28 protein-coding genes, 1 pseudogene and 1 CRISPR repeat array are annotated in these 25918 nt (G+C 42.2%); of the genes and pseudogenes, 12 read left to right on the plus strand and 17 right to left on the minus strand.

From position 1 onward, the window contains the following. Positions 1 to 15 precede the first annotated feature (15 nt). The 5 genes and pseudogenes from D082_RS16745 to D082_RS17945 form a co-directional block, all read left to right on the plus strand. Positions 16 to 228, plus strand: a complete 213-nt coding sequence (locus tag D082_RS16745; RefSeq protein ID WP_028946498.1) for a hypothetical protein — start codon at positions 16 to 18, stop codon at positions 226 to 228. A 134-nt stretch (positions 229 to 362) separates the two neighbouring features. Beyond that, the gene (locus D082_RS16750) at positions 363 to 2057 is read left to right on the plus strand and encodes a type I-MYXAN CRISPR-associated endonuclease Cas4/Cas1 (RefSeq protein WP_028946497.1); all 1695 of its coding nucleotides are present in this window, start codon (positions 363 to 365) and stop codon (positions 2055 to 2057) included. Positions 2058 to 2065: 8 nt separating this feature from the next. After that, positions 2066 to 2359 (plus strand): CRISPR-associated endonuclease Cas2, encoded by a 294-nt coding sequence (gene cas2, locus D082_RS16755; RefSeq protein ID WP_028946496.1) that lies wholly within the window; start codon positions 2066 to 2068, stop codon positions 2357 to 2359. Between the two features lie 252 nt (positions 2360 to 2611). Next, positions 2612 to 3434: a CRISPR direct-repeat array (repeat unit 36 nt; unit sequence GTGTCCAAACCATTGATGCCGTAAGGCGTTGAGCAC). Between the two features lie 185 nt (positions 3435 to 3619). Further along, a complete protein-coding gene (locus D082_RS16765) occupies positions 3620 to 3970 on the plus strand; it encodes a hypothetical protein (RefSeq protein WP_028946495.1) in 351 nt (116 codons plus the stop codon). 2 nt (positions 3971 to 3972) lie between these two features. After that, a pseudogene (locus tag D082_RS17945) lies at positions 3973 to 4362 on the plus strand (HNH endonuclease); the annotation flags it as partial. Between the two features lie 144 nt (positions 4363 to 4506). Here the strand turns inward: D082_RS17945 and D082_RS16770 are convergent. The 8 genes from D082_RS16770 to D082_RS16805 form a co-directional block, all read right to left on the minus strand. Next, positions 4507 to 4770: a tyrosine-type recombinase/integrase gene (locus D082_RS16770; protein WP_369796153.1), complete on the minus strand. Its 264-nt coding sequence runs from the start codon at positions 4768 to 4770 to the stop codon at positions 4507 to 4509. A 227-nt stretch (positions 4771 to 4997) separates the two neighbouring features. Beyond that, positions 4998 to 5309 carry an HNH endonuclease gene (locus tag D082_RS16775; RefSeq protein ID WP_040123008.1) on the minus strand — a complete coding sequence of 104 codons (312 nt, stop codon included), beginning with the start codon at positions 5307 to 5309 and terminating at the stop codon, positions 4998 to 5000. Between the two features lie 58 nt (positions 5310 to 5367). Next, positions 5368 to 5583 carry a hypothetical protein gene (locus D082_RS16780; RefSeq protein ID WP_028946494.1) on the minus strand — a complete coding sequence of 72 codons (216 nt, stop codon included), beginning with the start codon at positions 5581 to 5583 and terminating at the stop codon, positions 5368 to 5370. Further along, positions 5567 to 6181 carry a ParA family protein gene (locus D082_RS16785; protein WP_028946493.1) on the minus strand — a complete coding sequence of 205 codons (615 nt, stop codon included), beginning with the start codon at positions 6179 to 6181 and terminating at the stop codon, positions 5567 to 5569. The genes D082_RS16780 and D082_RS16785 overlap by 17 nt, the downstream gene beginning before the upstream one ends. A 196-nt stretch (positions 6182 to 6377) precedes the next feature. After that, complete coding sequence (locus D082_RS16790) at positions 6378 to 6800, minus strand: cytidine deaminase (RefSeq protein ID WP_028946492.1); 423 nt, start codon at positions 6798 to 6800, stop codon at positions 6378 to 6380. A gap of 365 nt (positions 6801 to 7165) precedes the next feature. Continuing rightward, on the minus strand, positions 7166 to 7588 hold the full coding sequence (locus D082_RS16795) for a nuclear transport factor 2 family protein (RefSeq protein WP_028946491.1): 423 nt from the start codon (positions 7586 to 7588) through the stop codon (positions 7166 to 7168). Positions 7589 to 7663: 75 nt separating this feature from the next. Further along, positions 7664 to 8257, minus strand: coding sequence for a pyridoxamine 5'-phosphate oxidase family protein (locus D082_RS16800; RefSeq protein ID WP_028946490.1), 594 nt, complete (start codon positions 8255 to 8257; stop codon positions 7664 to 7666). 9 nt (positions 8258 to 8266) lie between these two features. Then, the gene (locus D082_RS16805) at positions 8267 to 8884 is read right to left on the minus strand and encodes a glutathione S-transferase family protein (RefSeq protein WP_028946489.1); all 618 of its coding nucleotides are present in this window, start codon (positions 8882 to 8884) and stop codon (positions 8267 to 8269) included. Positions 8885 to 8993: 109 nt separating this feature from the next. On the opposite strand from D082_RS16805, the gene D082_RS16810 reads away from it, so the two are divergent. Next, entirely contained in the window at positions 8994 to 9539 is a 546-nt protein-coding gene (locus D082_RS16810) for a TetR/AcrR family transcriptional regulator (protein WP_028946488.1), read from the plus strand. Positions 9540 to 9785: 246 nt separating this feature from the next. Then, positions 9786 to 10208 carry a hypothetical protein gene (locus tag D082_RS16815; RefSeq protein WP_028946487.1) on the plus strand — a complete coding sequence of 141 codons (423 nt, stop codon included), beginning with the start codon at positions 9786 to 9788 and terminating at the stop codon, positions 10206 to 10208. Positions 10209 to 10430: 222 nt separating this feature from the next. Here D082_RS16815 and D082_RS16820 read toward each other — a convergent pair whose 3' ends face one another. The 7 genes from D082_RS16820 to D082_RS16850 form a co-directional block, all read right to left on the minus strand. Then, the gene (locus D082_RS16820) at positions 10431 to 10946 is read right to left on the minus strand and encodes a GNAT family N-acetyltransferase (RefSeq protein WP_028946486.1); all 516 of its coding nucleotides are present in this window, start codon (positions 10944 to 10946) and stop codon (positions 10431 to 10433) included. Between the two features lie 222 nt (positions 10947 to 11168). Beyond that, entirely contained in the window at positions 11169 to 11597 is a 429-nt protein-coding gene (locus D082_RS16825; protein ID WP_040123009.1) for a salt stress protein, Slr1339 family, read from the minus strand. A 16-nt stretch (positions 11598 to 11613) separates the two neighbouring features. Further along, positions 11614 to 12216: a VWA domain-containing protein gene (locus D082_RS16830; RefSeq protein ID WP_028946484.1), complete on the minus strand. Its 603-nt coding sequence runs from the start codon at positions 12214 to 12216 to the stop codon at positions 11614 to 11616. 691 nt (positions 12217 to 12907) lie between these two features. Beyond that, positions 12908 to 13123 (minus strand): hypothetical protein, encoded by a 216-nt coding sequence (locus tag D082_RS19235; protein ID WP_028946483.1) that lies wholly within the window; start codon positions 13121 to 13123, stop codon positions 12908 to 12910. 162 nt (positions 13124 to 13285) lie between these two features. Further along, a complete protein-coding gene (locus D082_RS16840; protein WP_028946482.1) occupies positions 13286 to 14800 on the minus strand; it encodes a tetratricopeptide repeat protein in 1515 nt (504 codons plus the stop codon). Positions 14801 to 14893: 93 nt separating this feature from the next. Then, positions 14894 to 15634 carry a hypothetical protein gene (locus D082_RS16845; protein ID WP_028946481.1) on the minus strand — a complete coding sequence of 247 codons (741 nt, stop codon included), beginning with the start codon at positions 15632 to 15634 and terminating at the stop codon, positions 14894 to 14896. Between the two features lie 189 nt (positions 15635 to 15823). Beyond that, complete coding sequence (locus tag D082_RS16850) at positions 15824 to 16117, minus strand: type II toxin-antitoxin system YhaV family toxin (protein ID WP_051738966.1); 294 nt, start codon at positions 16115 to 16117, stop codon at positions 15824 to 15826. A gap of 124 nt (positions 16118 to 16241) precedes the next feature. Between D082_RS16850 and D082_RS16855 the strand changes: the two genes are divergently transcribed. Together D082_RS16855 and D082_RS16860 are read left to right on the plus strand one after the other, a co-directional pair. Continuing rightward, a complete protein-coding gene (locus tag D082_RS16855; RefSeq protein ID WP_028946479.1) occupies positions 16242 to 17753 on the plus strand; it encodes a cryptochrome/photolyase family protein in 1512 nt (503 codons plus the stop codon). 198 nt (positions 17754 to 17951) lie between these two features. Next, positions 17952 to 20777: a cyclic nucleotide-binding domain-containing protein gene (locus D082_RS16860; protein ID WP_028946478.1), complete on the plus strand. Its 2826-nt coding sequence runs from the start codon at positions 17952 to 17954 to the stop codon at positions 20775 to 20777. A gap of 168 nt (positions 20778 to 20945) precedes the next feature. Here D082_RS16860 and D082_RS16865 read toward each other — a convergent pair whose 3' ends face one another. Both D082_RS16865 and D082_RS16870 read right to left on the minus strand, forming a co-directional pair. After that, on the minus strand, positions 20946 to 22370 hold the full coding sequence (locus D082_RS16865) for a radical SAM protein (RefSeq protein ID WP_051738974.1): 1425 nt from the start codon (positions 22368 to 22370) through the stop codon (positions 20946 to 20948). A gap of 109 nt (positions 22371 to 22479) precedes the next feature. Further along, positions 22480 to 22977 (minus strand): dihydrofolate reductase family protein, encoded by a 498-nt coding sequence (locus tag D082_RS16870; protein ID WP_051738967.1) that lies wholly within the window; start codon positions 22975 to 22977, stop codon positions 22480 to 22482. A 537-nt stretch (positions 22978 to 23514) separates the two neighbouring features. Between D082_RS16870 and D082_RS16875 the strand changes: the two genes are divergently transcribed. The 3 genes from D082_RS16875 (at position 23515) to D082_RS16885 (ending at position 25731) form a co-directional block, all read left to right on the plus strand. Further along, positions 23515 to 24753: a membrane protein gene (locus D082_RS16875; RefSeq protein WP_040123010.1), complete on the plus strand. Its 1239-nt coding sequence runs from the start codon at positions 23515 to 23517 to the stop codon at positions 24751 to 24753. A 216-nt stretch (positions 24754 to 24969) separates the two neighbouring features. Beyond that, positions 24970 to 25323 (plus strand): hypothetical protein, encoded by a 354-nt coding sequence (locus D082_RS16880; protein WP_040123011.1) that lies wholly within the window; start codon positions 24970 to 24972, stop codon positions 25321 to 25323. 114 nt (positions 25324 to 25437) lie between these two features. Continuing rightward, positions 25438 to 25731, plus strand: coding sequence for a hypothetical protein (locus D082_RS16885; RefSeq protein WP_040123012.1), 294 nt, complete (start codon positions 25438 to 25440; stop codon positions 25729 to 25731). The last annotated feature ends 187 nt before the right edge of the window (positions 25732 to 25918 follow it).

The following is a 25918-nucleotide window of genomic DNA, read 5'->3' on the forward strand; positions in this document are numbered from 1 at the left end:
TATCAGGTGTCAGACATGATTACTCGTGAACAATTTAAGGCCGAATTAGATGCTGTTGATGATCTAACGATCAATATTTTACATGGCGTTATGATTGCCCTTAAGCAAAAAGTATCCACTTCTCCAAATCAAGCTGATTGGTCAACCAACAATCCCCTTAAAAATAGTATTGTCTATGAAAACGATGTTTTGAGTCCTATCGATGAAAATTGGGATGCAGAACGATGATTGTTTTAGATACTCACGCATGGTTTTGATAGGTAGCAGAATCACCTAAAATTTCTCGTATTTATTTTCACCCCTGAAAGATTTTTGCAGGGGTCTTTTTATAGAATGTAAGTAATCGAATTTTACTTACTCTTATGTACACATTAGAACCACAAGAAACTCAACAAATTACGGAAGATACCCTCCGAGTTTGTTCTCTTCATGCTTATGCTTATTGTCCTCGTCTTTTCTACTTAGAAGAAGTCGAGGAACTTTACACCCAAGATGCGGCGGTTTTTGCCGGACGGCGCTTGCATGAGGAACTTGAAAAAAACGAGGATGAGGAATGGTTAGACCTTTATCTCGAAGATGAGCTTTTGGGTTTACGGGGACGGGTAGATGCGCTTAAAACCCGCAACGGTGAAACGATTCCCTATGAGCATAAGCGTGGGCGTTGCTACCGGGATGAAAATAAGCAGCCCCAAGCCTGGGAAAGTGATCGCCTACAAATTTTGGCCTACTGTTACCTTCTGGAAGTCGCACTAGGTATCACGGTAGCGGAGGGGCGTATTCGTTACCATGCAGACAATGTTTTAGTTCATATTCCCTTTGACCAAGCAGCAAAATGTTCGGTAGAGACGGCCATTCAAGAAGCTAAAGCTCTGCGGCGCACCGCGAAGCGGATCTCTGTGAGATCGCCCTATCGTCCAGCCGTAACCAACAACGAACATCTTTGTACCCGTTGTTCTCTGGCAGCGGTGTGTTTACCGGAGGAAGCCCGTCTTGCTCACAATAAAGAATGGCATCCGACCCGGTTATTTCCCCAGGATGATGAGCGCGAAGTTATTCATATTTTGGAACCGGGAACCCGTGTTGGTCGTACCGGGGAACAACTGAAAATTACACGGCGCGATCAACCAATTGAAAAATTATCGGTGCAACAAGTTAGTCAGGTGGTGCTTCATAGCTTTTCCCAGCTTTCTACCCAAGCTCTGCATTTTCTTTCTTACAAAGATGTTGGTATCCACTTCATTTCTGGGGGAGGGCGTTATGTGGGTAGTTTAGATACTCGTCAAGGCAGTATTCAAAGACGTATTCACCAATATCAGGCGTTAACTCAGCCAGATTTTACTCTCAGTTTGGCAAAAAAATTAGTTTATTGTCGCGGTGAAAGTCAACGAAAATTTTTGATGCGAGGCAAGCGTAATCGGCAAGAATCGCTTCCAATAGTGGAACAAGCAATCGACCAAATTAAGGCGGTTGTGCGTCTTGTTCAACATTCTGAATCTCTAGCATCTTTATTGGGGTATGAGGGCAATATGGCCGCGTTATATTTTGCGGCTTTATCGGAACTTCTCTCAGAAGATGTTCCCGATAATCTGCGTTTTGCTGGGCGTAATCGTCGCCCTCCCAAGGATCGTTTCAATGCACTACTCAGCTTTGGCTATGCGTTGCTGATCAAGGATGTGATGAACGCTATTCTCACCGTGGGTTTGGAGCCAGCACTGGGGTTTTATCACCAACCCCGCACCCAAGCGCCGCCCTTGGCATTGGATTTGATGGAAGTTTTTCGAGTGCCATTAGTTGACATGACGATTATCAGTTCCCTTAATCGGGGGCAATGGCATGAATCGGAAGATTTTGATATCCGGGGCCAACAAGTTTGGCTTAGTGAATCGGGACGACGTAAGTTTATTGAAATCTATGAGGCCCGTAAGTCAGAAAAGTGGAAACATCCTGCCACAGGCTATTCCCTAACCTACCGCCGTTTATTTGAGTTGGAAGTACGTCTACTCGAAAAAGAATGGTCGGGGGAAGCCGGTCTCTTTGGTCGTTTGATTTTACGCTAGGGAAAATTATGGCAGAACTCAAAAATTGGTATTTGATTTGTTATGACATCCGTTGTCCTAAACGCTGGCGTAAAGCTTACAAACTACTTGAGGGGTATGGCGATCGCCTACAATACTCCATTTTTCGCTGTTGGCTTAGTCAACGAATGCGTGAAAAGTTGCGCTGGGAGTTGGAAAAGATTCTGACTCTTGAGGATGACCTAATTTTAATTAGGCTGTCAGCTCAATGTGTCAAGGATTTACCAAAATATAATCGCCAAAATACTTGGATATTAGAAGGGGGTGGCTTTCGGGTAATTTGACTAAGCGCAGAGATCTGTCTTTGTCTTCTCACGAATTTTGTCCAAGGAGCCTCAATGCTTGATCTGATAAGCAATTGAAGTCTTTCCCCCATCAGTTAGATCCTTGTAAATGCTGTATCCTTTGTTCTGTCTAAATTGTGAAAATCTCTCATACTCTATTTTCCTTGACTTGTCTTTTTTGAAATTTGAGTTGTTGAGCACCTTGTAAAATCCTTGTAGAAGGTACGCATGGTAATCTTTTTGAAAGTCGCCGTGTCCAAACCATTGATGCCGTAAGGCGTTGAGCACTTACAAATGGAACTAACACTTGTTTTGGATCGAAGTGTGTCCAAACCATTGATGCCGTAAGGCGTTGAGCACACCTGGAATTTGGAGCCACCCAAACCCAGCGGGGGGGTGTCCAAACCATTGATGCCGTAAGGCGTTGAGCACTTTATCACCGTGTCCCCAATCTGGATATTTTGTGTGTGTCCAAACCATTGATGCCGTAAGGCGTTGAGCACTAACAATTACAGAAACTTCAAGCGGATTTGCTATAGTGTCCAAACCATTGATGCCGTAAGGCGTTGAGCACACCGTAAGATTGGCAGATATTATCGTCCCTGATATGTGTCCAAACCATTGATGCCGTAAGGCGTTGAGCACCATACCGTGCATCAGGATAATATCACAATGCTTTCTGGTGTCCAAACCATTGATGCCGTAAGGCGTTGAGCACGCAGATCTGGACATTGACACGACCAGGGAAACCCTGTGTCCAAACCATTGATGCCATAAGGCGTTGAGCACGGATTTGCTCATGCCAATTGTGGGGGATTTTGCCCGTGTCCAAACCATTGATGCCGTAAGGCGTTGAGCACGCGTGGCGGGCGGGGCAATTGTTAGTGCGATCGCCGTGTCCAAACCATTGATGCCGTAAGGCGTTGAGCACTACGTTTTTCCGTCCCAGGCAACATAGCAGGCATGGGTGTCCAAACCATTGATGCCGTAAGGCGTTGAGCACCTTGGTTTGATGAGTCCACCGGCTGGGTTAAAGGTAGTGTCCAAACCATTGATGCCGTAAGGCGTTGAGCACCTGTTGGCGTGGATACGGTTATTCCCTAGCCGTGAACCTTATCGTTGGGATTCCCTCACGAGCATTAGGCGATCGCCAGCATAATCTAGTCCCCGCGCAGCTCCGCAGGCAAAGTTAAAATAATGTTAATGAGTGCCCTGCCCATCTCTACGAGATCGTTCCTTTCCCCACTCCAACCTGCAAACATGGCCCAAATCACCCTAGACCTCCCCGACGAACTCCTAGAGCAAATAGTACAAGCAGGAGAAAACCCCTCAGAGTGGTTACGCCATCGCCTACCCGACATTCTCAAACCGGTTCCCCCCTTACCTGCCCACCTCTATCGCCACATTCTGAACTTCATCGCTAGCAATCCTACTCCCCAACAAATCTCAGACTTCAGACCCACCCCAGAAATGCAGGAACGCTTAAGAAACCTCTTGAATCGAGAAGAAAACCTGACCCCCTCAGAACAGGCCGAACTTGAGGAGTATGAACGAATCGAACATCTTGTCGTTATGCTCAAAGCAGGCAACCTTAAAAACTTAGTCGGCTAACTGTGAGCAAAACCTATATCTCTCTTGCCCTGCGCCGCCTAGTCACAGAACGAGCAAATGACCAATGTGAATACTGTCGCCTCCCAGCAAACCTTTCCTTTTTCCCCCATGAACTTGATCACATCATCGCGGAAAAACACGGAGGACAAACCATTTCCGAGAATCTTGCTCTAACCTGTTGGCGTTGTAATCGTCACAAAGGAAGCGACTTAGGCTCCTTCGATCCTCACACCAACGAATTTTGTTTTCTCTTCAACCCTCGTACCCAGTCCTGGAGTGAGCACTTTAGCCCCAGTCACCATCACATTGAAGGACTAACCCCCGAAGGACGCACAACGGTCAAACTTCTGCAACTCAACACCTCAGAACGTATCGCAGAACGCAAACGGCTAAACCCCATAACTAGGCGATCGCCGAAGAACTCAGACTATATTAGCCCTGACCGTCTTTATGCAGAGTCTTATACTAAAACTTCAAAAGACCAGGGTTACAAGGCATTCTTCATGGTGTCAAATGTACCGAAATGATAGTCCATATCAAAATGAGATTGTAGATAAAGCCTGCTCTTTTTCTTGTTCAGAAACCTCCAGATAATGGGACAACACATTCAAATTCTTGTGACCACTAATCTTTTGAATAACCCGCAAATTAATGCCCTTGCGACACATCATAGTTAACGCAGTGCGGCGGAAAGAATGGGTCGATACTCCCCTCACTCCAATCCTATCCGTTGCTGCTTTCAAAATTTTGTGGGCCATGGAAGGGTGAAGATGTGACCCCACCCGTTTGCCCCGAAACACATGGGATAATGAAAATTTAAAATATTGTTAGGATTAGTTTTCATTCAATGATTTTGCAAAATATTGAATGACTCCCACAACCCTAATTCTATCCTAGAATTTTTCTGATTACCCATAGCTTAATGCAAATTATTGCTAATCTTTATTGCTTCGATGATGAATTGGCGATCGCCACAGGAAACAACTTGGCCCAGAAATAAAACTGGCAGTGGTGACAACGAAGAGTTTTAAATATTTTTTATTCCGTAGCAAAATTCCAACGATAATTGCCCCGGTGTGATATTGCCCTGTTGCCTGCGGTGATAGTGGAGATGGCAAGGAGAGCATAAAGCCATCAGATTGCTAAGGGTATTGTTACCAGGATCATAATCACAGTGGTGAACTGCCATCCTGAGCCGATACCGTTCTTCCTTTGACAATCCCTTCCCCTCCCCAGGCTTGAGACATTGCACCCCACATCGTTCACAGACCCAACCAACGGACTGCTTTTTGGCAGTGGCAATCTGACTCCAATTGAGGGGATAACGGTCATCCTTCATGGCAAACCCCTAGTAATTTTTTAATCATTCACTCTAAACCCCTAGTAAATTTTTTTGGCTAGGGATGATGCTCAATGTAAAAATCTAGAGCCGCTTCAAACACATCCTTGAGGGAAAGATCATGTTTAGCCGCATACTGTTTGAGCTTGCGACGCATTTCTGAAGTCACCTTAAAATTCAAATTAACGAATTCGCTACTTCTTGCTTTCGTTATTTCTGGTTCTGGTGTGGATTCCGCCTTTGCCGTGTCGAATACCTTACTGAGCCGTCCCATTGATAACCTCCATAATTTCCTTGCCGATAGTTTTGTAATCTTGCCAAGGGTAATGATCCCGTCCCTTCATTTCCGCAGTGGTCACCCCCATATCAATGGCCTTAACCACCGAGGCTGAGCGTCGGATGAATCCTTTAAAAACTTCAATCCGATTTTCAGCTAGAACAGACCGCAATTCATCGGCTGATTTACTCGGATAAGGAGGAGCAATGGTAATCAAAACCCGGTAGATGGCACTTGGGTATAAGTCGTGAAACATCTGGAGCATGGGGTCAAGGCTGATGGCATCTGGTACGCAGGGCAGAATGGTTAGATGGGCTTCTTGGCTAATTTCTTTAAGTTCATTACTATCAGGGCGAGCTGGGGTGTCCAAAACCAAAAAATCATTCCCGGCAATATGGGCCGGAGCAGACTTTTCATTTTTGACCTTAAAAAGGGGTTCCTTTTCTGAACGGGCTGCCCATTTCTCCACCGAACGGTTAGGGTCAGAGTCAATTAACAACACTTTCCCCTGATCGGCCAAGTAACGAGCAATGTGGATTGAGGTGATGGTTTTACCCACTCCTCCCTTATAGCCAGTCACGGCAATTATCTTCATTTCGTGTTTTCTAGATTTCGTTATTTCTTGCTATGACATTATATTAAGCTATCTGTGCCCATAACAAAATTCTTTATTTCGTGCTTTCTTCATTAATGGTGTTGTCAATGAAAATCTGTTCACAGACTGGTGGCAGTTCAGCCCCTTGACATATCTCCCATACCTAAAGGTAGGAAAGTAGCTTGCTTGAGTGTGGCTAGTTCTTTGGGTTTGCCTTCAATCCACCAATCCGGTCTAAATCTTCTGGGCCAAATGACCAGGGCAATAATTCAGTGATTGATAGTGGCCCGATGGGAGTCATGATTTGCAGTTCCCTACCCCCATGCTCTAACAAGACCTGACGACAACGGCCGCAGGGAGCAAGATAATTATCCTGACTATCAACACAGACCACTGCCACCAAACATCCCCCACCAGTGGCCATCAAATGGGAGACCAAGCCACACTCCGCACAAAGGGTTAGACCATAGGACGCATTTTCGATATTACAGCCCACAACAATTCGCCCGTCGTCCACTAGCCCTGCCGCCCCCACTAAAAAATGAGAATAGGGGGCATAGGCATTTTGTCGAACCTCGATAGCAGATCGATGTAACTGCTCCCAACAAATATCAACCATTGGTCAAACCTTAATTTTTCAACAATCAGGTAAAAGAATTAGATACCCCAGGCTGCACTGACACAGCGAATACCAGCAGAGGAAATTTTTAAGGCTTTCTTCTTTTCCGATTAGCTTGCCAAATCTGTTCAAATTCCCCAACCCATTCCGAGTGTGGATCAGTAGTGCTTCCAATGACAAAAATCTCTGGATCTTGTTTGCCGTTGAGTTGACATCTACGCAGAATATCAAATTGGTGATTGGGGAGTTTTACCGCATCAAAAATTAGGATATTTTAATGGTCTCCTAATCCTTTAAGATGTTAGGCAACGACATTGGAAAGAATCTTTTCAAATCATAATTTAATCCTAATTTGATGATTATATTTAACGGAATTTGCGCTCTGATTCCTGAATTGACAAATCATTAATACTGGCTTCCCGTCTTTGCATTAAACCGTTAGAGGCAAACTCCCATTGTTCATTGCCATAGGCTCGATACCATTTTCCTAAATCGTTGTGATATTCATATTCAAATTTGACAGAAATACGGTTATCGGTAAAGCTCCAAAGTTCTTTTTTGAGCCGATAATCTAACTCTGTATTCCATTTACGGGTGAGAAATTCTCGAATCTTATCTCGACCTTGAAAAAATTCGGCTCGATTACGCCACACAGAATCTTGGGTATACGCTAAGATGACTCGTTCCGGGTCACGGGTATTCCAAGCATCTTCAGCTGCTTGCACTTTAGCTTTTGCTGTTTCCAGGGTAAAGGGCGGTAAAGGGGGGCGGGAAATAAATTCAGTCATGGTTAATTATCTTCAATTAAAAGATTCAGTTAATATTTCCGTTGCTTTTGTGAAAGTAGAAACGAGAGCGTCATCTCAAACCATTTCAGATTTTTCCAACTCAGCAATACGAGCCTGGAGGGGAGCAATCATGGCCGTAACTTCCGCCTCAGAATAACGAATGGGAATATGTTGAGGACAGTTTTCACTAATCGCTTCAACTTGAAATAAGATTGCCCTTTCTACAGGTGCAGAATAGTCTCTCTGTCGCAATGTTTGCAGTAGCTCCGATTCCCCTTCCAGATAATGGGCACGACCCCAAATTTTAATGCGTTTACGGTGGCGATAATCCATCAAAAATAAAAAGGCTTTGTCATTACCGGACAGATTGCCAACGGTGATGTACTGCACATTGCCAGAGAAATCCGCAAAGCCCAAGGTTTTTTCATCCAACACTTTAAGAAAGCCTGGAGGGCCGCCGCGAAATTGAATATAGGGATAACCGTTAGACCCCACTGTTCCCAAATAAAAACCATCCAATTGGGCAATAAAATCGGCAATTTTTGGCGTAATGGTATCGTTACTGTCGCCATTGGCAATATACCGTTCATAGGTTTGCCGTGAACCCCGATCGCTCTGGGCGGCTTGGACTTCGGGGGTAAAAGCAATCTCACCAAATTTTCGGGGCATAACCTTCTCCTAAGTAATAACTAATTCTTCGATGCCGATCATGCCCACAAAACCAGGCAACTTTTTGACCCGTTCAATCCAGGTTAAAACATTGGGATAGGGACGGAGATCAATTTGCCCATCACCCGCTAAAGCCACATAGGGAAACACTGCTACATCGGCGATCGTGGTTTGTGCCAATGCCAACCAAGTTCGTTCCGTTAAATGTTGATCCAATTGAGACAAAATAAAGTCGGCTTTTTGATTAGCTCGTTCTATATCAATGTTGGTTGCGCTGAAGAGATGGTATAAACGGGCGGATTCTGGTCCCTGACGAATTTCTCCGGCCGCCGTTGATAGCCAACGCACCACTTGAGCTAGGGGTAAAGGTTCCAATGGCAACCAACGATCGCCGCCGTACTGTCGTGCTAGATAGACCAAAATTGCCTGGGCGTCTGCTAGTACCGTCTCACCATCCACCAATGCGGGGAGCTGTCCAAAGGGATTCAACGCTAGAAATTCAGGCCGTTTGTGCGCTCCTACCATTAAGTCCACTTTAATCCATTCGTAATCCAATGCTAGTAAGGACAGCAGCAACTTGACCTTGTAAGTGTTTCCCGATAATTCATGGCCATAGAGCTTAATCATGGGTTTTTTGTTTTAGTATGAACCGTTCGTTCGGTATAAAGTCAATCCAACCGAACGTTTGGTATAGTGTCAAGGGGTAAACACAAAACTGTTTGGGGAGATGGGAAAAATGCCGAAGGACAATTATTTACCTTGTTTGCTGCAATTGTTTCGTCAGTATGGTTACGATGGTGCGACCCTTTCCAAAATTGCGGCGGCGACGGGCTTGGGTAAGGCGAGTCTTTACCATCATTTTCCAGGGGGTAAGGAGGAGATGATGACTTCGGTGTTAGCCTATGTGGAGGGTTGGTTAGACAAAAATCTGTTGCCAAGTCTTCAGGGAGATGGAACAGCCCAGCTCAAATTGCAACGCATGGGCGATCGCCTGTTGGAACTGTATGAAGGAGGAGAACAACCTTGTTTATTTGCGATTTTGTTGTCGGGTTCTGCCCGCGATACTTTTCATGCTCAGGTCCAACGGTTATTTGAAACTTGGATTGTGGCGATCGCCAAGGTTTTAATGGCAGAAGGAATAGAAGAAAAAGTGGCGAAACAAAAAGCTGAAAAAGCAGTTATTTTGGTGCAAGGTTCCTTGATTTTATCTCAGGGTTTAAATGATATTAAGATTTTTAAACAGACCATTGATAATCTCCCCACAGAACTATTGCTGAGTTAGAATTATCATCAATAATGGATTGATTGTTTAATGTTATCAACTCGGATACCATTCAGGTAAATTTTAAGAACTTTAACCTTTTTATTCTCTGAAAGTTAGCTATTTTGAGCAGATGAAATATGTCTACCCACTCTTTTTTATAGAGCACATACACAAAAGCTTTTTTCTTTTCATTCTTATTTAGCTTGCTAGTTATAGATTGTAATGGAAACTTGTAAACTTTGTAAATGGAAAAGAGGTGAACCTATGTTCAAAAACGGGTATTTACTAATGGGAGTTTTTTTTGCCGGTTTTTTATACATATCCACGAATGTTTCTGCTGGAACTGATTTTAATTCCTTTTGGCAACAATTCAAAATTGCGGTAGTCAACAATGACAAAGCCACCGTTGCCAGGCTGACAAAATTTCCGCTTTCGATGCCATTTGGAGTAGAAAGTATAAAAACAGAAGCTCAATTTGTGAAAGATTACGACGATATTTTGAATATGGAAGCCGATGCAAAAAGATGTTTTCAAATAACCAAACCGGAGCGAGAGGGAAAGGGTTATGCCGTTTACTGCACCTTCAAACAGCTACCTGAATCAAGCCAAAACCGTCCAATTAAATATTATTTTGAAAAGACGAAAACAGGTTGGAAATTTGAGGGTATAGATAATATCAATGAGTAAGATACAGTGGCAGTTCTACCGTAATACAAGTTTCTGACTCCCCTAAAAAGATGACTGATGACATGATCCCAAAGCTAAGATAGGAGATTAATTAGTATATTGGTTTTGACTTGAAGGCGATCGCCGAGTCTCTGAAACTTGGAATTATAGTTGATTTAATTGAAAGTAAGATACTGACCGGAGCTAAAAGTCTCTTTGGTAAAGACCTTAGCTGTCTCAACCTTACTTTGGTTGATTATACTCTGATATATTCACCTCTGCTAACTTCTTTTCCCAAAACAATGCTTTACCCATTTTGGGGTTTAGCTCATAACCACTAAATCCAAATGCTTTGTATGCTGATTGAGCAGCATAATTTCCTTCAAGTACCTCTAGAGTAAGTTTACAGCAACCCAAATTAACGGCAATATTCTCTGCTTTTTGTAACATCAATTTAGATAATCCCCTTCCACGATAAGGTAAAGAGACAATTAGATCATGAATATTTAATAATGGCTTACAAGCAAACGTAGAAAATCCTTCAAAGCAAACAATAAGACCAGCGGGTTGAGCATCAACGAAAGCAAGAATAACATGAGCCGATTTTCTTTTTGCTAGTTCTGCCGGAAGATTTGCTTTAACGTAATCAGGCAAACTTTGACCACTACCCATTGGGTCAAGTGCATACTCGTCCATTAATTTAACTATAGCTTCGGCGTGATTAGATAGACTGGGATCTGCTTTTACAATGTCAATCATTTATTTTGTAGTTGTCTTGATTTTTCTACAGGTTGGAACAATTGCTAACTAAGCAGTTTAAGAAAAAACCATAGAACTTGCCAGTATAGCGCCGGTGAAAAATAATTGCTCAACGCCGAAGGAACTTCCCTAAACTTTGCTTGGGGAGAACTCTAGGGTAATTGTCCCTTGGGGGTCGTCTTGGGCTTATCTGTCATGGCGATCGCCAGTGGTTACAATGGTCTAGATTGACTCATTATTGAGCAGAGCAATGGCTGCCGCTAGAGGGGATGGGTAATGCTTGGCTAAATCTGAAAACCAAAGACCTTCACCTGAAAGGGGATCAAGTTCATTTAACCACTCTTGAGCTTTTTGGGCGATCAGTTTTTGTTTTCGTTTATTTTTATCATCAACTAAACGTTTTAGTTCTGGATTTAAAGATTGTGTCTTTTCTTTTTCTACCGATTTAGCTTGATTAGTTGTAGTGCCAAAATAATCAACCTTTAAACCCTCTTTCAATTCACTTAAGATTTTATCTAGGGCAGGATGTTCCTGGTCTTCCTTACCTAATACAGAATCTCCCACTAATTTTCCTGATATTTGTTTTGATCCTTCAACATACTTTTGACGCATATCAGCTAAGATCGAATCTATGGAGTCAGAGTTACGCATAATGGTGTTTCTATCCTCAATCTTGGATAGCGTTTAATAAAATTTCAGTTAAGGTTAAATCTTCCATATCATCAAATGTCACCGTATCAACAATATCAAATTTAGCTCCCACTTCCATTAACTGGTCATCAAGGGCTTGGAGAAATTTAGTCGCACCAGGATCATCGCCAATTTGTATAAAAGAAATTGCTAGTTCTTCATCTGTATCTATAGATTTACTAGCTTGAATAATTATTTCAAAAACTGATCTACGATCATTAGGTTCTCCATCTGTAATAACTACAATAGTTTCACCAACTTTAGCCTTGCTTAACTTTTTCCGTTGGAGAAAATTGTTGATCGCATCTTGTAAAACGGTAGTCAGATTAGTCCCACCAACAGGTTCATTTTCCTGGAAAATTTGCTCTACTTTAGAAGCATTAACATTATCATAACGACGAAACTTACCAGAAAAAGTGTAGAGTGTGATTCCATCAGAATCTAGTTGATCACATTTTCTTGCTAGGGCTAAAGTTGACTCTTGAACCAATTCCCATCGGGTTTTTTGACTTTTGGGTTCAATGGCAGACATACTACCACTTTTATCGATAATGAGAGTGTAATCGCGTTGGTCTAACATTGTGAGCCTGCACTTCCAATAAAATTGTTACCAATTACAAAAATTTTACTCCTCTTAGTGATGTAGTTAAAGGTTCGGCGTGATTTTTTTGATTTCTATGCGGTCTCTATTAGGTTGATGACAAGGAGGAAAGTATACTCGGCTAAAATCCAGCTTTCTGTAAGGCCTAAATTTGATGGCACCCTGGATTACCACTGTGCATTGGGGATCTAGGCGATCACCAAAACCATTTATTAGCTAAGGTTTCCCTGACAGTTGACAACGACGATAGGGGTTGACGGCGCAGTAAAAAGCGAATCTCTCCAAAATCGCTAAAAGACAGGTCAAGCCATATACTGACCAATGACCATTTCGGCCCTCAATTACTTTGGTTAATTTTGGTTAGCGACAAACCGATTAACCTGTTTAATATCCATATCTAACTCCTCGGCAATTTTGGTAATTGTCAAGCCAATGCCCCTGGGGGTGGGAGTTTTTAATATTTTGGTACTCTTTCCCCTATGACATTGCCCGGGCCGGTCTCATTGGTGAAGCCCACTTTTTACTATATCTAGTTACTGTATCTAGCCCAACAATGGAAAATATTTTGCTCAATGTACCATAATCATTCTGACATTTTAAAGACTCGATTAATTTTTTAGATGCACTAATAAATACACCAAATACACCTTTAATTATAGATACAGAAGAGTCATAAATATCGGCGCAAAAGTTGGTATACAACTGCGATAATCAATCCTATAAAAGCTCCAACTGGGCCAAAGAAAAAGATCGAAGTCATTGCTAACTCCAAAGGTTTATCTTGAACATTAGTAGAAAAATTTTTGACGAAGAAGACCCCAGCTATAATGCCAAGAGCGTAGCCCCCCAATCCAGCAAGTAATGTAATGCCTATAAATTTGAGCATATTTTTAGTTTTATTTGAGAACGATGGAAAATTAGAAAAGCTAGGTCAGAAATAAAGTTTGTTTCATCTCCGTTATATTTTTTGAAAACTTTTAAATGGGGTTGTCAATTTCCCCAATTTTACTTACCCTAATTTATTATTAAAATGCTTTATTTTGGGTGGTTAAGGAAAAAGTAAATCACGTAGTATTTGTGCTTGTTGAAAATATTTTTGTGCCTGATCATTTTGTCCTTGGGTGGTATAGAATTTCACTAAAGCTTCAAGTATGGGAAGCTTTCCCAGTAAACCTTCTGTTTGCTCTTCTGGATAAAATTTGAGGGCTTCTTGATAGGCCATCAATGCCTGCTCTGGTTTGTCTTGGGCTTCATAAATTTCCCCAATTTTGCGTAAGCTACGGACAATATTTTCTGTCTGTCCACCATATGCTTGATTACCTTCTTGGTAAGATTTTAATGCTTGTTGATAAGCAGTTAAAGCTAATTCATGTTTTCCAATGGTTTGATAAATTTCTCCTAGCCCGAAAAACGATGTGGCAGAATTTTCAAATAAGCCCATTTTTAAAACCCTTTCCATATGGCGTTCTTGGTAGGGCAAAGCTGCTTCAATTTGTTCCTGTTTGCGATAGGTTACTAAAATGCTGTTCAACAGATTAAGTTCTGCATAGTCATCTGACATCGGATGAACGATCGCCACCGCTCGATCGAAGTAATCCTTTGCCCGTTCAGGTTGTCCATCTACTAGATAAAACTCGCCAATATCCTCCAGAAAGTCTGCCCCCCGCTTTAGGCTGGCATCCCCATATTGATCCACCGATGCTTGGGCGATCGCCGTTTTTGCCTGTTGTTCGTAGGTCTTGGCTTGGTCTATCTGTCCCTGGGATTGATAAAGATTGCTGAGATTTTCTAAAGTTAGGACGAGATCAACAATTTGATACTCTTTCGGTTGATCGGTCACTGCCACTAATCCCTGCTGATAGGCATTAAGGGCTAACTCAAATTGCCCTTGGGCTTGATAAAGCATACCAATTTTGTTAAAAATTTTTGCTTTAAAGTAATTGTCATCGGTCTCTTCAGCAAGGAAAAGTCCTTGTTGATAGCTTGCCAATGCTTGTTCAAGATTTCCAGCCAGTCTATGGGCAGTGCCAATATTACTTAGGGTTCCTATCCCTTGCCATTGCAACCCAAATTTTTGGTCGATCTCCACAGCTCGTTCATAGGCGATTAAAGCTTGTTCATTTTGTCCCAAGACAAGATAAATAGAACCAATGACATTGGCGATTTCATTAATATCAAAGGACTGATTTTCAGGATTTAAGGGTATGTCTTCCGATAGATCTAAAGCTCTTTCATAGTAAGTTAAAGCCCGTTCTAGGTCACCTCGTAATTGGAAACTAGAGGCAATGGCATGCAAAAATTTAGCTTCTTCTTGACGATCGCCGGTTTCTCTAATCCCTTTTAATAATTGTTCATATAGCGCCATACCTTCCTCGATGAAGCCCAAAGAAATCAATGAATCTGCCTGTAAATAAAGCTGTGCTGTCGGGCTAGTTATATCAGGAAAAACTTGGGCGATCGCCGGGGCAATGCCAAAAATAGAAAGGTGATCACAATTCAATACTGGTAAGCCCGTTGTCAAAGGAATGGCGAGGACAACAGAGAGAAGTTCAGAAAAATTCATTGGTTTTTCTTGGAAAGAAAAGAATTTAGATAGGTCGACCATGGAACTAGCATTCTCCCTGCCGCTCCATAAACTACCTTAAATTACCTGACTTTAAATTTGATTATAATAGCTCCGAGGAATTCCCCTGGGGCAAATTTCTGGGCGACGGAATTCAAATTCCCCACACCAACCAATTTCAGATATAAGGGTTGGTAAAGATGGCTCATCGACCAAGGGGGTTAGATGTACGATATAGGTTAAAAGTTCATCACTTAGCTCCCCAATGTAGCCTGTAGATTTAAAAGTTTCTAACCATTGAGGTAAAGTTTCTCCCGGTCGAGTTTGATAAAACCATTCTGTTAAGGATTCATTTTCTTCAAAATAAAAGTCAACGCTCATACTCGAAACGTAGGCTAATACTTCCACCAAGTAATCCCCCGGCGGTATTTCTAAGATATGAAAATAGTCGGTATAGCCATTGATACCATTCCCGGAGATTGCCCCTTCAAAATCCTCTGGAGAGCCACCTCCACAAACAAATAATAATTTCCCACAGGGAATTGTTAACTTACTTTGAATTCGTCCAATCCATTCTTGCTCTTCAAGGGTAGTTAAATCTCCCACTATAAAAACTGCTCCATCAAAAGCACAGTCACCAGGAAAAAATAATGGTAAACAAATTCCTTTGCTTAAAAGCTGACTAATGGCTTCTCCATCAGCATTTCGAAGTAATTGTGATAAAGTGTCTGGGGTTAATGAACTACCCCCAAAACTAGAAGAAGTTAGGACGTAGGACGCCCCATCACAGAAAAAATCCCTTGGTAAAGAGAAATGATAGCGGTTGGAAGTCATGGGAAATTATTCACAACTAAAGGGAGTATCAAAATAAGTAATTGGAGATCGGCAATTTTAAAATCACTGACCGAAAGCCCCGATGTAGGAGTAAAAGACCATAGAGATAACCCTAAATAAATTACTAGGGGTTTACTGCCACACTGCGGAGTGATTTTTACGAGATCGCCGATGTGATGGGGGAAGAAATTAAAGCCCAGTTTCAGCGACTTTTTGTGAACGCTTAACTACGTTTTTAGCCCCTATTAACAAATCATCCCATTTATCAGCAGGATGACCGCTTTCCAACGTTTTCCTGAAGATTTTATAGGTATTTGTATTACTTTTACAAGCTCGTTTAGAGTTTTTATCATTAACGGAAGCCAGGAAAATGATGTTATTTTCTCGATAAAAGCGAAAAAATAGTCGGTACCGCTGAAAAAAATTAGCCCTAAACCAATGCCCATAACCATCTCCTAGGCATACTAATTTATTGATACTCATTGCGAGTTGGATGCTTGGGAATAAGATCAAAAGCTAATTTGGCGATCGCCTAACTGAGGGAAGAGTTCATTAAAATTAAGTTCACCGTCGCTGTTTTGTCCTTAACACAAACACAACAATCTATATGGCCATTGGCATTTGGATATTAGGAGATCAACTCTGGTCAGGGCAAACGGCATTAAAAAGCCATGCAGCCAATCCCTCGGAAGTGCCAGTTATTCTGATTGAATCTGTGGAATTTGCACGGCAACGTCCTTACCATCGCCAAAAATTAGTGTTGGTTTGGTCGGCAATGCGACACTTTGCCCAAGAACTGACTGAAAAGGGTTGGTCAGTTACCTATGAAACCACTGAAGACTTTCTCACTCCCCTCCAGCATTGGATTAAAACCCAAGGCATTACCCATCTCCAGGTAATGACCCCCGGCGATCGCCCCTTTGAAAACTGGTTACGCTCTCTGACATTGCCCTGTAAATTGACCCTCTTACCCAACAATCATTTTCTCTGGTCTAAGGATGATTTTTCCACCTGGGCCAATGGTCGTAAGCGTTTACTGCTCGAAGATTTTTACCGCCAAGGCCGTAAACGGTGGCAAATCTTAATGGCCGACAATCAACCACTCGGGGGTCAATGGAATTTTGACCAAGATAATCGCAAACCACCGAAAAAGCTTCTAAATCCTCCCGCTCCCATACTTTTTTATCCCGATGCCATTACCCAACAGGTTATCGAACGGGTTGAGCAGTTAAATTTACCCGGTTATGGACAACTATCTGGATTTCAATGGGGAGTAACTCGCCAAGCCGCTCTGCAGGTACTTGATCAGTTCATTAGCAGGGGTCTAGAGCAATTTGGCACCTATCAAGATGCCATGCTAATCCAAGAAAATACCCTCTGGCATAGCCTCATTTCTCCCTATTTAAATTTGGGATTATTGACACCATGGGAAGTTATCACAGCCGCAACTAAAGCATTTGCCACTGAAAGTATTTCTTTAAACAATGTTGAGGGATTTATTCGCCAGGTTTTAGGTTGGCGGGAATATACGCAGGGCCTTTACCAATGGGTGGATGATGACTACGGCCAGAGTAACTGGTTTAACCATGATTTTTCCCTACCTGCATTTTACTGGGATTCTCAACAGACCAAAATGAACTGTTTAGGCACCGTGTTAAGACAAGTTGAGCAGACAGGCTATGCCCACCATATTCAGCGATTAATGATCCTCAGCAATTTTGCCTTGATTGTGGGTGTTAACCCTCAACAGTTGCTGACATGGTTCCACGCTGTTTTTATTGATGCCTATGATTGGGTAATGCAAACTAATGTTTTGGGAATGGGACAGTTTGCTGACGGCGGAATATTAGCATCAAAACCCTATGCCTCCTCCGCTAATTACATCAACAAAATGAGTGACTATTGCCAACAATGCCCCTATAACCCTAGACTGCGGACTGGAGATAATGCTTGCCCTTTCAATTATTTCTACTGGGATTTTCTGAGCCGACATCAAGAAAAACTACAAAAAACTGGCCGTATGGGGCTTATTTTAGCTAATTTGAAACGGATTGAGCCTACAGAAATATCCGAAATGCAGTTATTGGCTGAAACATGGCGCACAACCCATTGTCTCTAAAATACGCCTAGCCCCTGTAATTGTGGCAGTAAATCCCTGTTCTGGGGAGCCTTGTTCTGCTGCAGTATCTAACGGTGCCGCAACAATATCTGGGCTACCAACACCATTTTGATTTTTAACCCAGACTAAAATCAATGGCAAAACGAGTTAGCATTGAGTGAATAATGGATAAAAGCCCAAGCAAAAAAGGATTTGTCTATGTTCGCACAACTGTCAGAGCGGCGGATGCACTGGATTCGGTGGATATTGACTGGGGGTTGGCTGTTGATCATTGCCTCCCTCTTTTCTGATCCGTGGACGGCGTATCTCACCACTAAGGACCATCCCTGGAGTCCCCTGCGGTTGTCAGAGCAATGCATAGAAGTTCAAGGGAAATGTTTAGTAGAGCAAGCCTATCCTTTAGGCACAACCCTTTTTTGGGGAGCTATTGTACCGGCAGCTATTTTTATTTTGTTGGTCTTTGGCCATGAACTCTGGCGAAGAATTTGTCCCCTTTCTTTTTTGTCCCAGATTCCTCGGGCGTTGGGTTGGCAACGACAATTCAAACGGGAAAATAAAAAAACTGGCAAAGTACGCTACGAACTGGCCAGAGTGGACCGCAATTCCTGGCTCGGCCGTAACTATGCCTATGTTCAATTTGGCTGGTTATTTGCCGGCCTATGTGGGCGCATCCTCTTTTTTAACGGCGATCGCCTGGTACTGGCGGGCTGGCTCTTGTTCACCGTGGCAATGGCCATCAGCGTTGGTTACTGGTATGGCGGCAAATCCTGGTGTCAATATTTTTGTCCCATGGCTCCAGTGCAGAGTATTTATAGTGAACCGGGGGGATTATTGAGTAGCAAAGCCCACACCAGCGAACAGCTTGTTACCCAATCCATGTGCCGCACAGTCATGCCCGATGGCAAAGAGCAGAGTGCCTGTGTAGCCTGTCAAAATCCCTGCATTGATATTGACGCTGAGCGGACCTATTGGAACAGTTTAAATCAACCAGAAACGTCATTTCTACGCTATGGTTACGTCGGTTTAGTAATTGGTTATTTTTCCTATTACTACCTTTATGCTGGCAACTGGAACTATTATTTTTCTGGAGCATGGTTAAGGCAAACGGATCAGCTTGCTTCCCTATTGGATCCTGGACTTTATCTATTCGGACAAGCCATTAACATTCCCAAATTAGTGGCCGTACCATTGGTGCTAGGGGGATGTACTGCCATTGCCTATGGGGCTGGGCGATGGTTGGAAAAAAGAATTAAAGCCCACAATCGGCGACAAAAAAATAACCTAAATATAGATATTATTCGCCATCGCATTTTTATTATTTGTACGTTTGCTATCTTCAATTTTTTCTTTATCTTTGGAGGTAGACCATTAATACAATTGCTGCCCTTGGCAGTGCAATATCTCTATGACTTAGGCTTAGTGGCCCTAAGCACCCTTTGGTTATACAAAACTTGGCGGCGTAGTCCTGATTTGTATTCCCGAGAAAACCTAGCCAATCGCTTCCGTAAACAGTTAGAAAAATTACAGGTTAATGTCTCAGAATTTTTAGAGGGACGGACGTTAAGCGACCTCAATACCCATGAAGTTTATGTGTTGGCAAAGGTTTTACCCGGCTTTACCAAAGAAAAACGCCATCAAGCCTATAAAGGTGTAGTCCGTGAAGCTCTAGAAGAAGGTTACGTTAATTACTCCAGTAGTCTAGAAGTTCTACAACAAATGCGCCAGGAATTAGGTATTACGGGTGACGAACACCGTTTAGTGCTGGAAGAATTAGGCATTGAAGATCCAGAGTTGCTCAATCCTGATCGCCAACGGAGTTTGGAGAATCAAATTCGCTTGAGTGGCTATCGTAAATCCCTGGAGCGGTTATTGTTGCTACAACGGAAACAGCCGGATCTGGTTTCCTTAGAACAGGTATCATTGCAGGATTCCGCCGCCATTCGTTCCCTACGCCGTCAATATTCCATTACCCCCCAAGAAGAAGAATGGATTTTAAACGGTTTTTCCAATAAAGCTAGCAGTGTTAAAAAAGCAGAATTTTTACTGGCTCAATTACCGGAATTAATTGACTATTACCGTGCCCTCAATCAACCCACAATCCAGAAACATAAAGCCGTATTAACCCTATTGCGGGAAAACATTAGCCACAAAAAAGAGTTAATTGTCCGCTCTGTTTTACAAACCCTAGAACAACTGCAATCAGCCCCCCCATCCTTACCCCTAGCCCAATCTTTACAAGAGGCTTCCCCCGCAGTTTTAAGTGAACTTTTAGAGCAGGAACACTGGGGCGATCGTCTACCAGATGAAATACGGAAATGTTTGACTGAACCGGGAGAAATTCCTGTGTCCTGTTCATTGGAATTTTCCCCAGAAACTACTTTGGCCTATTTAGAAGCCCTGCTCCAGGATAACAATCCCATGATTCAGGCTGCCGCCCTTTATATGCTGGCCCAATTGGCTCCAGAACGGTGTCAAACCATTGGCATTAATTATGGTCATCAGTTTAATTCCCATTTAGTGAAAGACACCCTTAATCACTGCCTTGCTTGGCAAGAAACATCGACGGAAAATCCTCCTTTAACCGAATTCCCTAACCTAGAAAGAGTGGTGTATCTATTTAATAGTGATTTTTTCCACCGTATGCAAAGTGAAACCCTCATTGCCCTAGCGGATCGGGCCGAAGTGAGAACCTATAACAAAGGGGATGTGATCACCGAAGCGGGGGATACCTGTCGAGAATTATTGCTCTTAATTGAGGGTGATGCGAATGTTCACTATCAAACAGAAACTGAAGTTCGAGTTGAGCAATTGCACCCAGGACAAACATTGGATGAACTAGAGGTTTTAGCCCACAGCAACTCGGAAAATACCATCATTGCCGATAGCAAAAGTACCCGTATCTTAGCTATTTCTGTGGATGAATTTGATGATTTACTCGACCATGATCCTGATTTTGCTCGGCGGGTTTTAGAACTAGAAAGCCGTCAGTTACAAAAGTTTGTCCGCTCCGTTCAACCAATTTAATCCCTACAATAAATCAAGATTTAAATCAGTTAGCTATAAATTAAATTCCTCGCGGCATTCAACCCGGAAGTCTTGTCTGCCCAGACGTTCACCCCATTGCAGAGCTCTATTTCCGTATGCCCTAGGGTATACAGCGAGGCTTTAGACCTCAGTTCTCTGATAAATTTCTCACATAGACTCAACCTTCTGGGGACTATGCGGAATTGAATCGATGGTTTCGCGAATTGATTGATATTTATCCGTTCCCTCGAAGCTAATCGGTTCATTATTTGTAAGAGCTTTTAGGCCGTAGAAGAGATTCATAATGCCACACATCATCATTGCCCCCCCGCGCAAAGTAAATAAAGATCTGCCAATTCGACGAAAAATTGCTTGCAGGCTGAAGGCTGATCTCCACAAATCTCGGTGGGCTTTTAAAAGCTCTGCAGGGGTCATTTTACTGGGCATGAATGTGACATTATAGCCATTGTAAAACTCCCACCCTAAATCCGAACGCAACCGATCCGCATCCATCATCTTCGAGTATGAACGTGTACCTTTGAAGGGAGTAAGAATGCTCAAAAATGGCACATCAACACCAATTTCCTCCAATTGGTTAGCCATGTCTCGGATGCTTTCTGGGGTATCTCCATCTAAACCGGAAATAAAACCAGCCATTACGCCAATGCCGCGATCGTGCAATTTTTTGATTTTACTCTGATATTCTGCTACTTTGTTTTGGCGTTTTCCCGCATCCTCTAAGGATTCCTGGCCAAATGACTCAATCCCGAAAAAAATTCCGATGCAACCAGAGTCGCGCATTAAATCTAACAGCTCGTCATCCTTGGTGATGTCCATGCTTGCTTGGGTCAACCACCATTTTCGCAGGGGTATCATCTGGCGCAGAAGTTCCTTGATATAAGGTCTATTTGCTGTCAGATTATCATCCCAGAACCAGACAGTTTTTCGTTGCCACCACCATTTGAATTTGTTGTATCGGATGTCGTTCAGCACCGCTTCGATAGGACGAGTACGCAAGCCAGGATTGAGGACGGGTACAGTGCAGAATGAGCAGGTAAATGGACATCCCCTAGTGGCTTGGACAACCCGTCGAATGAAGTACTGTGGAGGTAGAAGATCGTACCGGGGTGTGGGGACATCTGTGAGGGGAATTGCTTCGCCAACATATCGTTGCTGAAGAGTGTTTTGTTCGATATCTTGGAAAATCTGGTCCCAGACTGATTCCCCTTCACCAATGACGATACTATCCACAAATCTTAGGGCTTCCTCTGGTGCAAAGGTCACATGGGGACCGCCCGCGATTGTTATCTTGCCGCGTTTTCGGTACTCCGCTGCTAAGCGATATGCTTCCGGTGCAAAACCACTAAAGAAGGAGAGAACGATTACATCTGCTTCGCTGTCCAGATTTACCGTCTCAACCTGCTGATGAATAACTCGAACAGTATGTTTTGCTGGGGTCAGTGCAGCAAGATGGATACCAGTCAGCGGAGGGACAAAATGAACCTCATGTCCCTTTCGATATCGCTGAATGTAGACAATGATGATATCGATTTTCATGGCTTGTTTCACAAACTCGTTTGGCTTGTGCTCCATGGTAGATGGTATTTCAATGTTTGCACCCCAACCCTCTTCCATGGCGACAGTATCAAGCTGGTTATGCGGCATCCTCAATCACGTGGTATTGGCTTTGCACCAAACCGTTTTAAAACTGTCGTGTCTGCAGATGATGTAATCTGACATCGTGAGGAAGCGAACCAAAAAGTGGAATTCCTTCACCTATGAGGATTGGCACTTTAGTGATAATTAATTGCTGAATCAAGCCTTCACTGAGAAACCATTGAATTGTCTTTCCGCCATCAATGTATAAATGCTGGAATCCACGCTCTGATAGACGATAAACTACTTCGCTTGGAGGCGCGCACATATACTCGACTGTTTTGGCAATTTCGTCAGGAATGTCAATTTTCCGACTACTTAGAACAAATACTGGCTTTTCACCATAGGGCCATGAATCGAATGACAGTGCCAACTCATAAGTATTTCGCCCCATGACAAGGGCATCCACTGAATCAATGAATTCTTGATACCCGTAGTCTTCTCCGCCATCGGTGTCTCCTCCACTAGGCAGCCAATCAATACCACCATTGTTCCGTGCGATGAAGCCATCAACACTTGTTGCAATATATACAGTAGTTTTCATACCCTTCCCAATTATGTTGTTGCCCCAGAATTATTGATTATACGGAAACTTTCTGTGTAATATTTTCCATAACAATTATATATATAAACCTTGAACATATAACTCCTAAAAGATTATTGAGTGTACTAATGTATTGATAAACAATATTAGTGTAAGTCTAATTTTAGTTTTTCCTCCCTGGTTAATCCGTAACTAATCTTAACGAAACTTTAACTCCATCCGATTAAATCCAGCGTCAGGCAATCCTAGTTAATGGGATTATGGCGATCGCCGGGGGAATTCTCGGAGCTAGTTTAAGAAAAACAAGGGTTTCAGAAAAATGGTTAATCCATCTGGCAGAATAGCAAAAGATAACAAATTGGATGGCACAATTAACAAAACAATTAGTTTTGGCAATGGAAACGGAGTAAGAGTTGAGAGCCCTATCCTTACCTTGACCAGTAATAACCCTACGGAACTTCTGGTTTTGATTCGTGATACTGGGTCACAGCTTCCGGTGCTTAATTTAAAAACTTAACGTAAAAACTTATTATCCCAATGTTTAGTTCTATTCGTCGGCTATTTGGACAATTTTGGAATAAATCCAGAACAGTTAAAAATGAACCTCTAAACAAGGTCAGCTTAATCGTAATTATTCTTATTGATATCTTTATTCTTGTTAATGTTTTTACCGGAATAGAAGATATTGGGCAATGGTATCTTGCACCCAACTTAGTCTATCCTTGCCATGCCCCTTGGCAAAATTATCAAAGCCAAACCACTGCTGGCAAAAACCTTCAAATTATTCGAGAAGCTATTGCCACTGACCCTATTGATCAATACAATTTGGAGCAGAGTTTCAGAGATTCAGAAAAGGGGCATCTTGGTCAAGTTAGTCAAGTTTGTTTAAGCTATGCCCAGTATTACGATAAAATTCAAACCACCGACAATCAAACTCTTATTATCAAGATTAACCAAACTGTAGCTCAAATTAATGAGCTTGAGGAATCTAATAATACCATTCGCTCCCAGTATGACTCAACATTATTAGAAAAAATTGCTGGTCAAGGGAAAGAAAACTCAATTAATCAAACTCCTCCAGAAAAAGCCAAGCAACAATTAAATCAAAATATTGCTAAAATTGCCAACCTTAAACAGGAAATTACCCGTCTAGAACAACAACTTTTGGCAAAGCCAGAAAGCGTTAATTTTCTTAATTTTATTAACCAAAAAGATGTTTGGGAGGAATTAAATCAGAGTTATACCAATGCAGTATTTTGGTATCCTACCATTCGGTTTTTTTTCCAGGCTCTCTTTTTAATTCCCTTAATTGTAATTGCTCTTTGGATTCATAGCATTGCAGTGAAAAAAGGCTATGGATTAGTGGCTTTGATTAGCTGGCATCTGCTAGTTATTTTTCTTATTCCGCTAATTTTAAAAGTCTTTGAATTTTTACAATTTGGCCTTATTTTTGATCTCGTCTTAAATTTTGTTCAAGCTGTTTTTGGTGGACTAATTTTTGCCATTAGTTACCTATATATTTTGCTTATTCCCCTAGTGGGATTTGGCATTATTAAATTTTTTCAAAGGGTTGTTTTTAATCCCAAAGGTCAAGCAGCTAAACGGTTTCAAAAATCCAGTTGTGTAAAGTGTGCAAAGCGAATTCGTCCCCAGGATTCCTATTGTCCCCACTGTGGTTATTATCAATATGTTGAATGCCCAAGCTGTCATGCCCTTACCTATCAACATTTGCCCCATTGTAAAGAATGTGGTGCAACCCAAGGGCCTAATGAGTAATCCTCAGTTATAGTTTATGAAAAATGACTATGGTAGAAGCAATGACATCTCAAGATTGATGAAAGTTTCCATAGCAATGCTTGATTACCTGTCTGCTAATTAAGCTGTTGTCGATGTTTTCCCCGATGCCATGGCAACTCTGGTTAGAGTTAGGGAGTCTAAATCTAGTCTGGTTAAATATTCTTTATTTCTGTTTAATAGCCATGATAGAAAACAATGATTAAGCAAGCTATTCAATTAGCCCAACTATTTGGTAATCTCCTAACCCAGACAGATTACACTTCGGCCTATGCTTTGTTATCGCCGGAACTACAACAGCAATATTCGCCCCAAACGCTGAGGAAAACAGTGGAAGCAATGATTGACTATGGATCTGGGCCAATCCGTAGCGCGATCGTTATGGTGGACTGCCTCTTAACAGAGTGGCAATATCCTGCCATGGAAGCCAATGACGTGGTCTGGTTATATGTTTCCCTGGAGGGCGAGGACTTTATTGAAGCTGTATCGCTGATTGTTCAACACTGGGAAGGAAAATTAGTAATTCGTTGGCTTGAGTGGGGCAGACCTTGAATTCTTTACTTGTAAACTTGTAGCTCTTCAATTTCTTCAATCTGCTCTAAAAGCTGATCAATGGATATCAGAGAGAGAATAGTTAATATCTATTGACTAACAGTCACAACCAGTATGGATCAAAACGAGTGGGTCATCTTTGCAGAATTAAGACGTTCAAATTTTGAGTTAATTATCTCAATCTTATCCAGCCACTTCCCCCGCCTGGAATGGGGATCACAGTGTGATGATTGGCTCTGGATTTATGGCCAGGATTACAAGTTAGAGATTGACTCTTTTTCGTCGATGGAACTGGAGGTGAAGGGGCCAAGGAAAGCCTATGATTTGGCCCATGAAGTTTTGTATCTGCTGCCGTCTTCGGTATTCGTTCAGGTTTTTGAAAGACCCAAGTTGGATCTGACTCGCTGAAGCCCCGATTAATAACTTTTTGGTTAACTATGGCAATTTATTAAGACTTTACAACGATTGATTTAGTTCTGGGCTAGTATTCTTTTTTACTTTTCGTCAATAGAATTTTAGCGGCGATCGCCTGACAGTATGGCGTCCCATTAATTATCTATGACCAAAAAATCTTGAAATATCCCTACTTCAAAAC

Origin of the sequence: Synechocystis sp. PCC 6714, assembly GCF_000478825.2 — a bacterium.
Taxonomy (GTDB): domain Bacteria; phylum Cyanobacteriota; class Cyanobacteriia; order Cyanobacteriales; family Microcystaceae; genus Synechocystis.

What these genes read in the sequence shown, in the direction of transcription:
- D082_RS16865 (WP_051738974.1), bottom strand. Translation starts at nt 22,370, where the DNA reads ATGGAGCACAAGCCAAACGAGTTTGTGAAACAAGCCATGAAAATCGAT.
- D082_RS16810 (WP_028946488.1), top strand. Translation starts at nt 8,994, where the DNA reads ATGCCGAAGGACAATTATTTACCTTGTTTGCTGCAATTGTTTCGTCAG.
- cas2 (WP_028946496.1), top strand. Translation starts at nt 2,066, where the DNA reads ATGGCAGAACTCAAAAATTGGTATTTGATTTGTTATGACATCCGTTGT.
- D082_RS16875 (WP_040123010.1), top strand. Translation starts at nt 23,515, where the DNA reads ATGTTTAGTTCTATTCGTCGGCTATTTGGACAATTTTGGAATAAATCC.
- D082_RS16750 (WP_028946497.1), top strand. Translation starts at nt 363, where the DNA reads ATGTACACATTAGAACCACAAGAAACTCAACAAATTACGGAAGATACC.
- D082_RS16850 (WP_051738966.1), bottom strand. Translation starts at nt 16,117, where the DNA reads ATGAGTATCAATAAATTAGTATGCCTAGGAGATGGTTATGGGCATTGG.
- D082_RS16825 (WP_040123009.1), bottom strand. Translation starts at nt 11,597, where the DNA reads ATGCGTAACTCTGACTCCATAGATTCGATCTTAGCTGATATGCGTCAA.
- D082_RS16785 (WP_028946493.1), bottom strand. Translation starts at nt 6,181, where the DNA reads ATGAAGATAATTGCCGTGACTGGCTATAAGGGAGGAGTGGGTAAAACC.
- D082_RS16860 (WP_028946478.1), top strand. Translation starts at nt 17,952, where the DNA reads ATGTTCGCACAACTGTCAGAGCGGCGGATGCACTGGATTCGGTGGATA.
- D082_RS16815 (WP_028946487.1), top strand. Translation starts at nt 9,786, where the DNA reads ATGTTCAAAAACGGGTATTTACTAATGGGAGTTTTTTTTGCCGGTTTT.
- D082_RS16845 (WP_028946481.1), bottom strand. Translation starts at nt 15,634, where the DNA reads ATGACTTCCAACCGCTATCATTTCTCTTTACCAAGGGATTTTTTCTGT.
- D082_RS16880 (WP_040123011.1), top strand. Translation starts at nt 24,970, where the DNA reads ATGATTAAGCAAGCTATTCAATTAGCCCAACTATTTGGTAATCTCCTA.
- D082_RS16870 (WP_051738967.1), bottom strand. Translation starts at nt 22,977, where the DNA reads ATGAAAACTACTGTATATATTGCAACAAGTGTTGATGGCTTCATCGCA.
- D082_RS16830 (WP_028946484.1), bottom strand. Translation starts at nt 12,216, where the DNA reads ATGTTAGACCAACGCGATTACACTCTCATTATCGATAAAAGTGGTAGT.
- D082_RS16855 (WP_028946479.1), top strand. Translation starts at nt 16,242, where the DNA reads ATGGCCATTGGCATTTGGATATTAGGAGATCAACTCTGGTCAGGGCAA.
- D082_RS16820 (WP_028946486.1), bottom strand. Translation starts at nt 10,946, where the DNA reads ATGATTGACATTGTAAAAGCAGATCCCAGTCTATCTAATCACGCCGAA.
- D082_RS16840 (WP_028946482.1), bottom strand. Translation starts at nt 14,800, where the DNA reads ATGAATTTTTCTGAACTTCTCTCTGTTGTCCTCGCCATTCCTTTGACA.
- D082_RS16805 (WP_028946489.1), bottom strand. Translation starts at nt 8,884, where the DNA reads ATGATTAAGCTCTATGGCCATGAATTATCGGGAAACACTTACAAGGTC.
- D082_RS16745 (WP_028946498.1), top strand. Translation starts at nt 16, where the DNA reads ATGATTACTCGTGAACAATTTAAGGCCGAATTAGATGCTGTTGATGAT.
- D082_RS19235 (WP_028946483.1), bottom strand. Translation starts at nt 13,123, where the DNA reads ATGCTCAAATTTATAGGCATTACATTACTTGCTGGATTGGGGGGCTAC.
- D082_RS16765 (WP_028946495.1), top strand. Translation starts at nt 3,620, where the DNA reads ATGGCCCAAATCACCCTAGACCTCCCCGACGAACTCCTAGAGCAAATA.
- D082_RS16800 (WP_028946490.1), bottom strand. Translation starts at nt 8,257, where the DNA reads ATGCCCCGAAAATTTGGTGAGATTGCTTTTACCCCCGAAGTCCAAGCC.
- D082_RS16795 (WP_028946491.1), bottom strand. Translation starts at nt 7,588, where the DNA reads ATGACTGAATTTATTTCCCGCCCCCCTTTACCGCCCTTTACCCTGGAA.
- D082_RS16780 (WP_028946494.1), bottom strand. Translation starts at nt 5,583, where the DNA reads ATGGGACGGCTCAGTAAGGTATTCGACACGGCAAAGGCGGAATCCACA.
- D082_RS16885 (WP_040123012.1), top strand. Translation starts at nt 25,438, where the DNA reads ATGGATCAAAACGAGTGGGTCATCTTTGCAGAATTAAGACGTTCAAAT.
- D082_RS16790 (WP_028946492.1), bottom strand. Translation starts at nt 6,800, where the DNA reads ATGGTTGATATTTGTTGGGAGCAGTTACATCGATCTGCTATCGAGGTT.
- D082_RS16775 (WP_040123008.1), bottom strand. Translation starts at nt 5,309, where the DNA reads ATGAAGGATGACCGTTATCCCCTCAATTGGAGTCAGATTGCCACTGCC.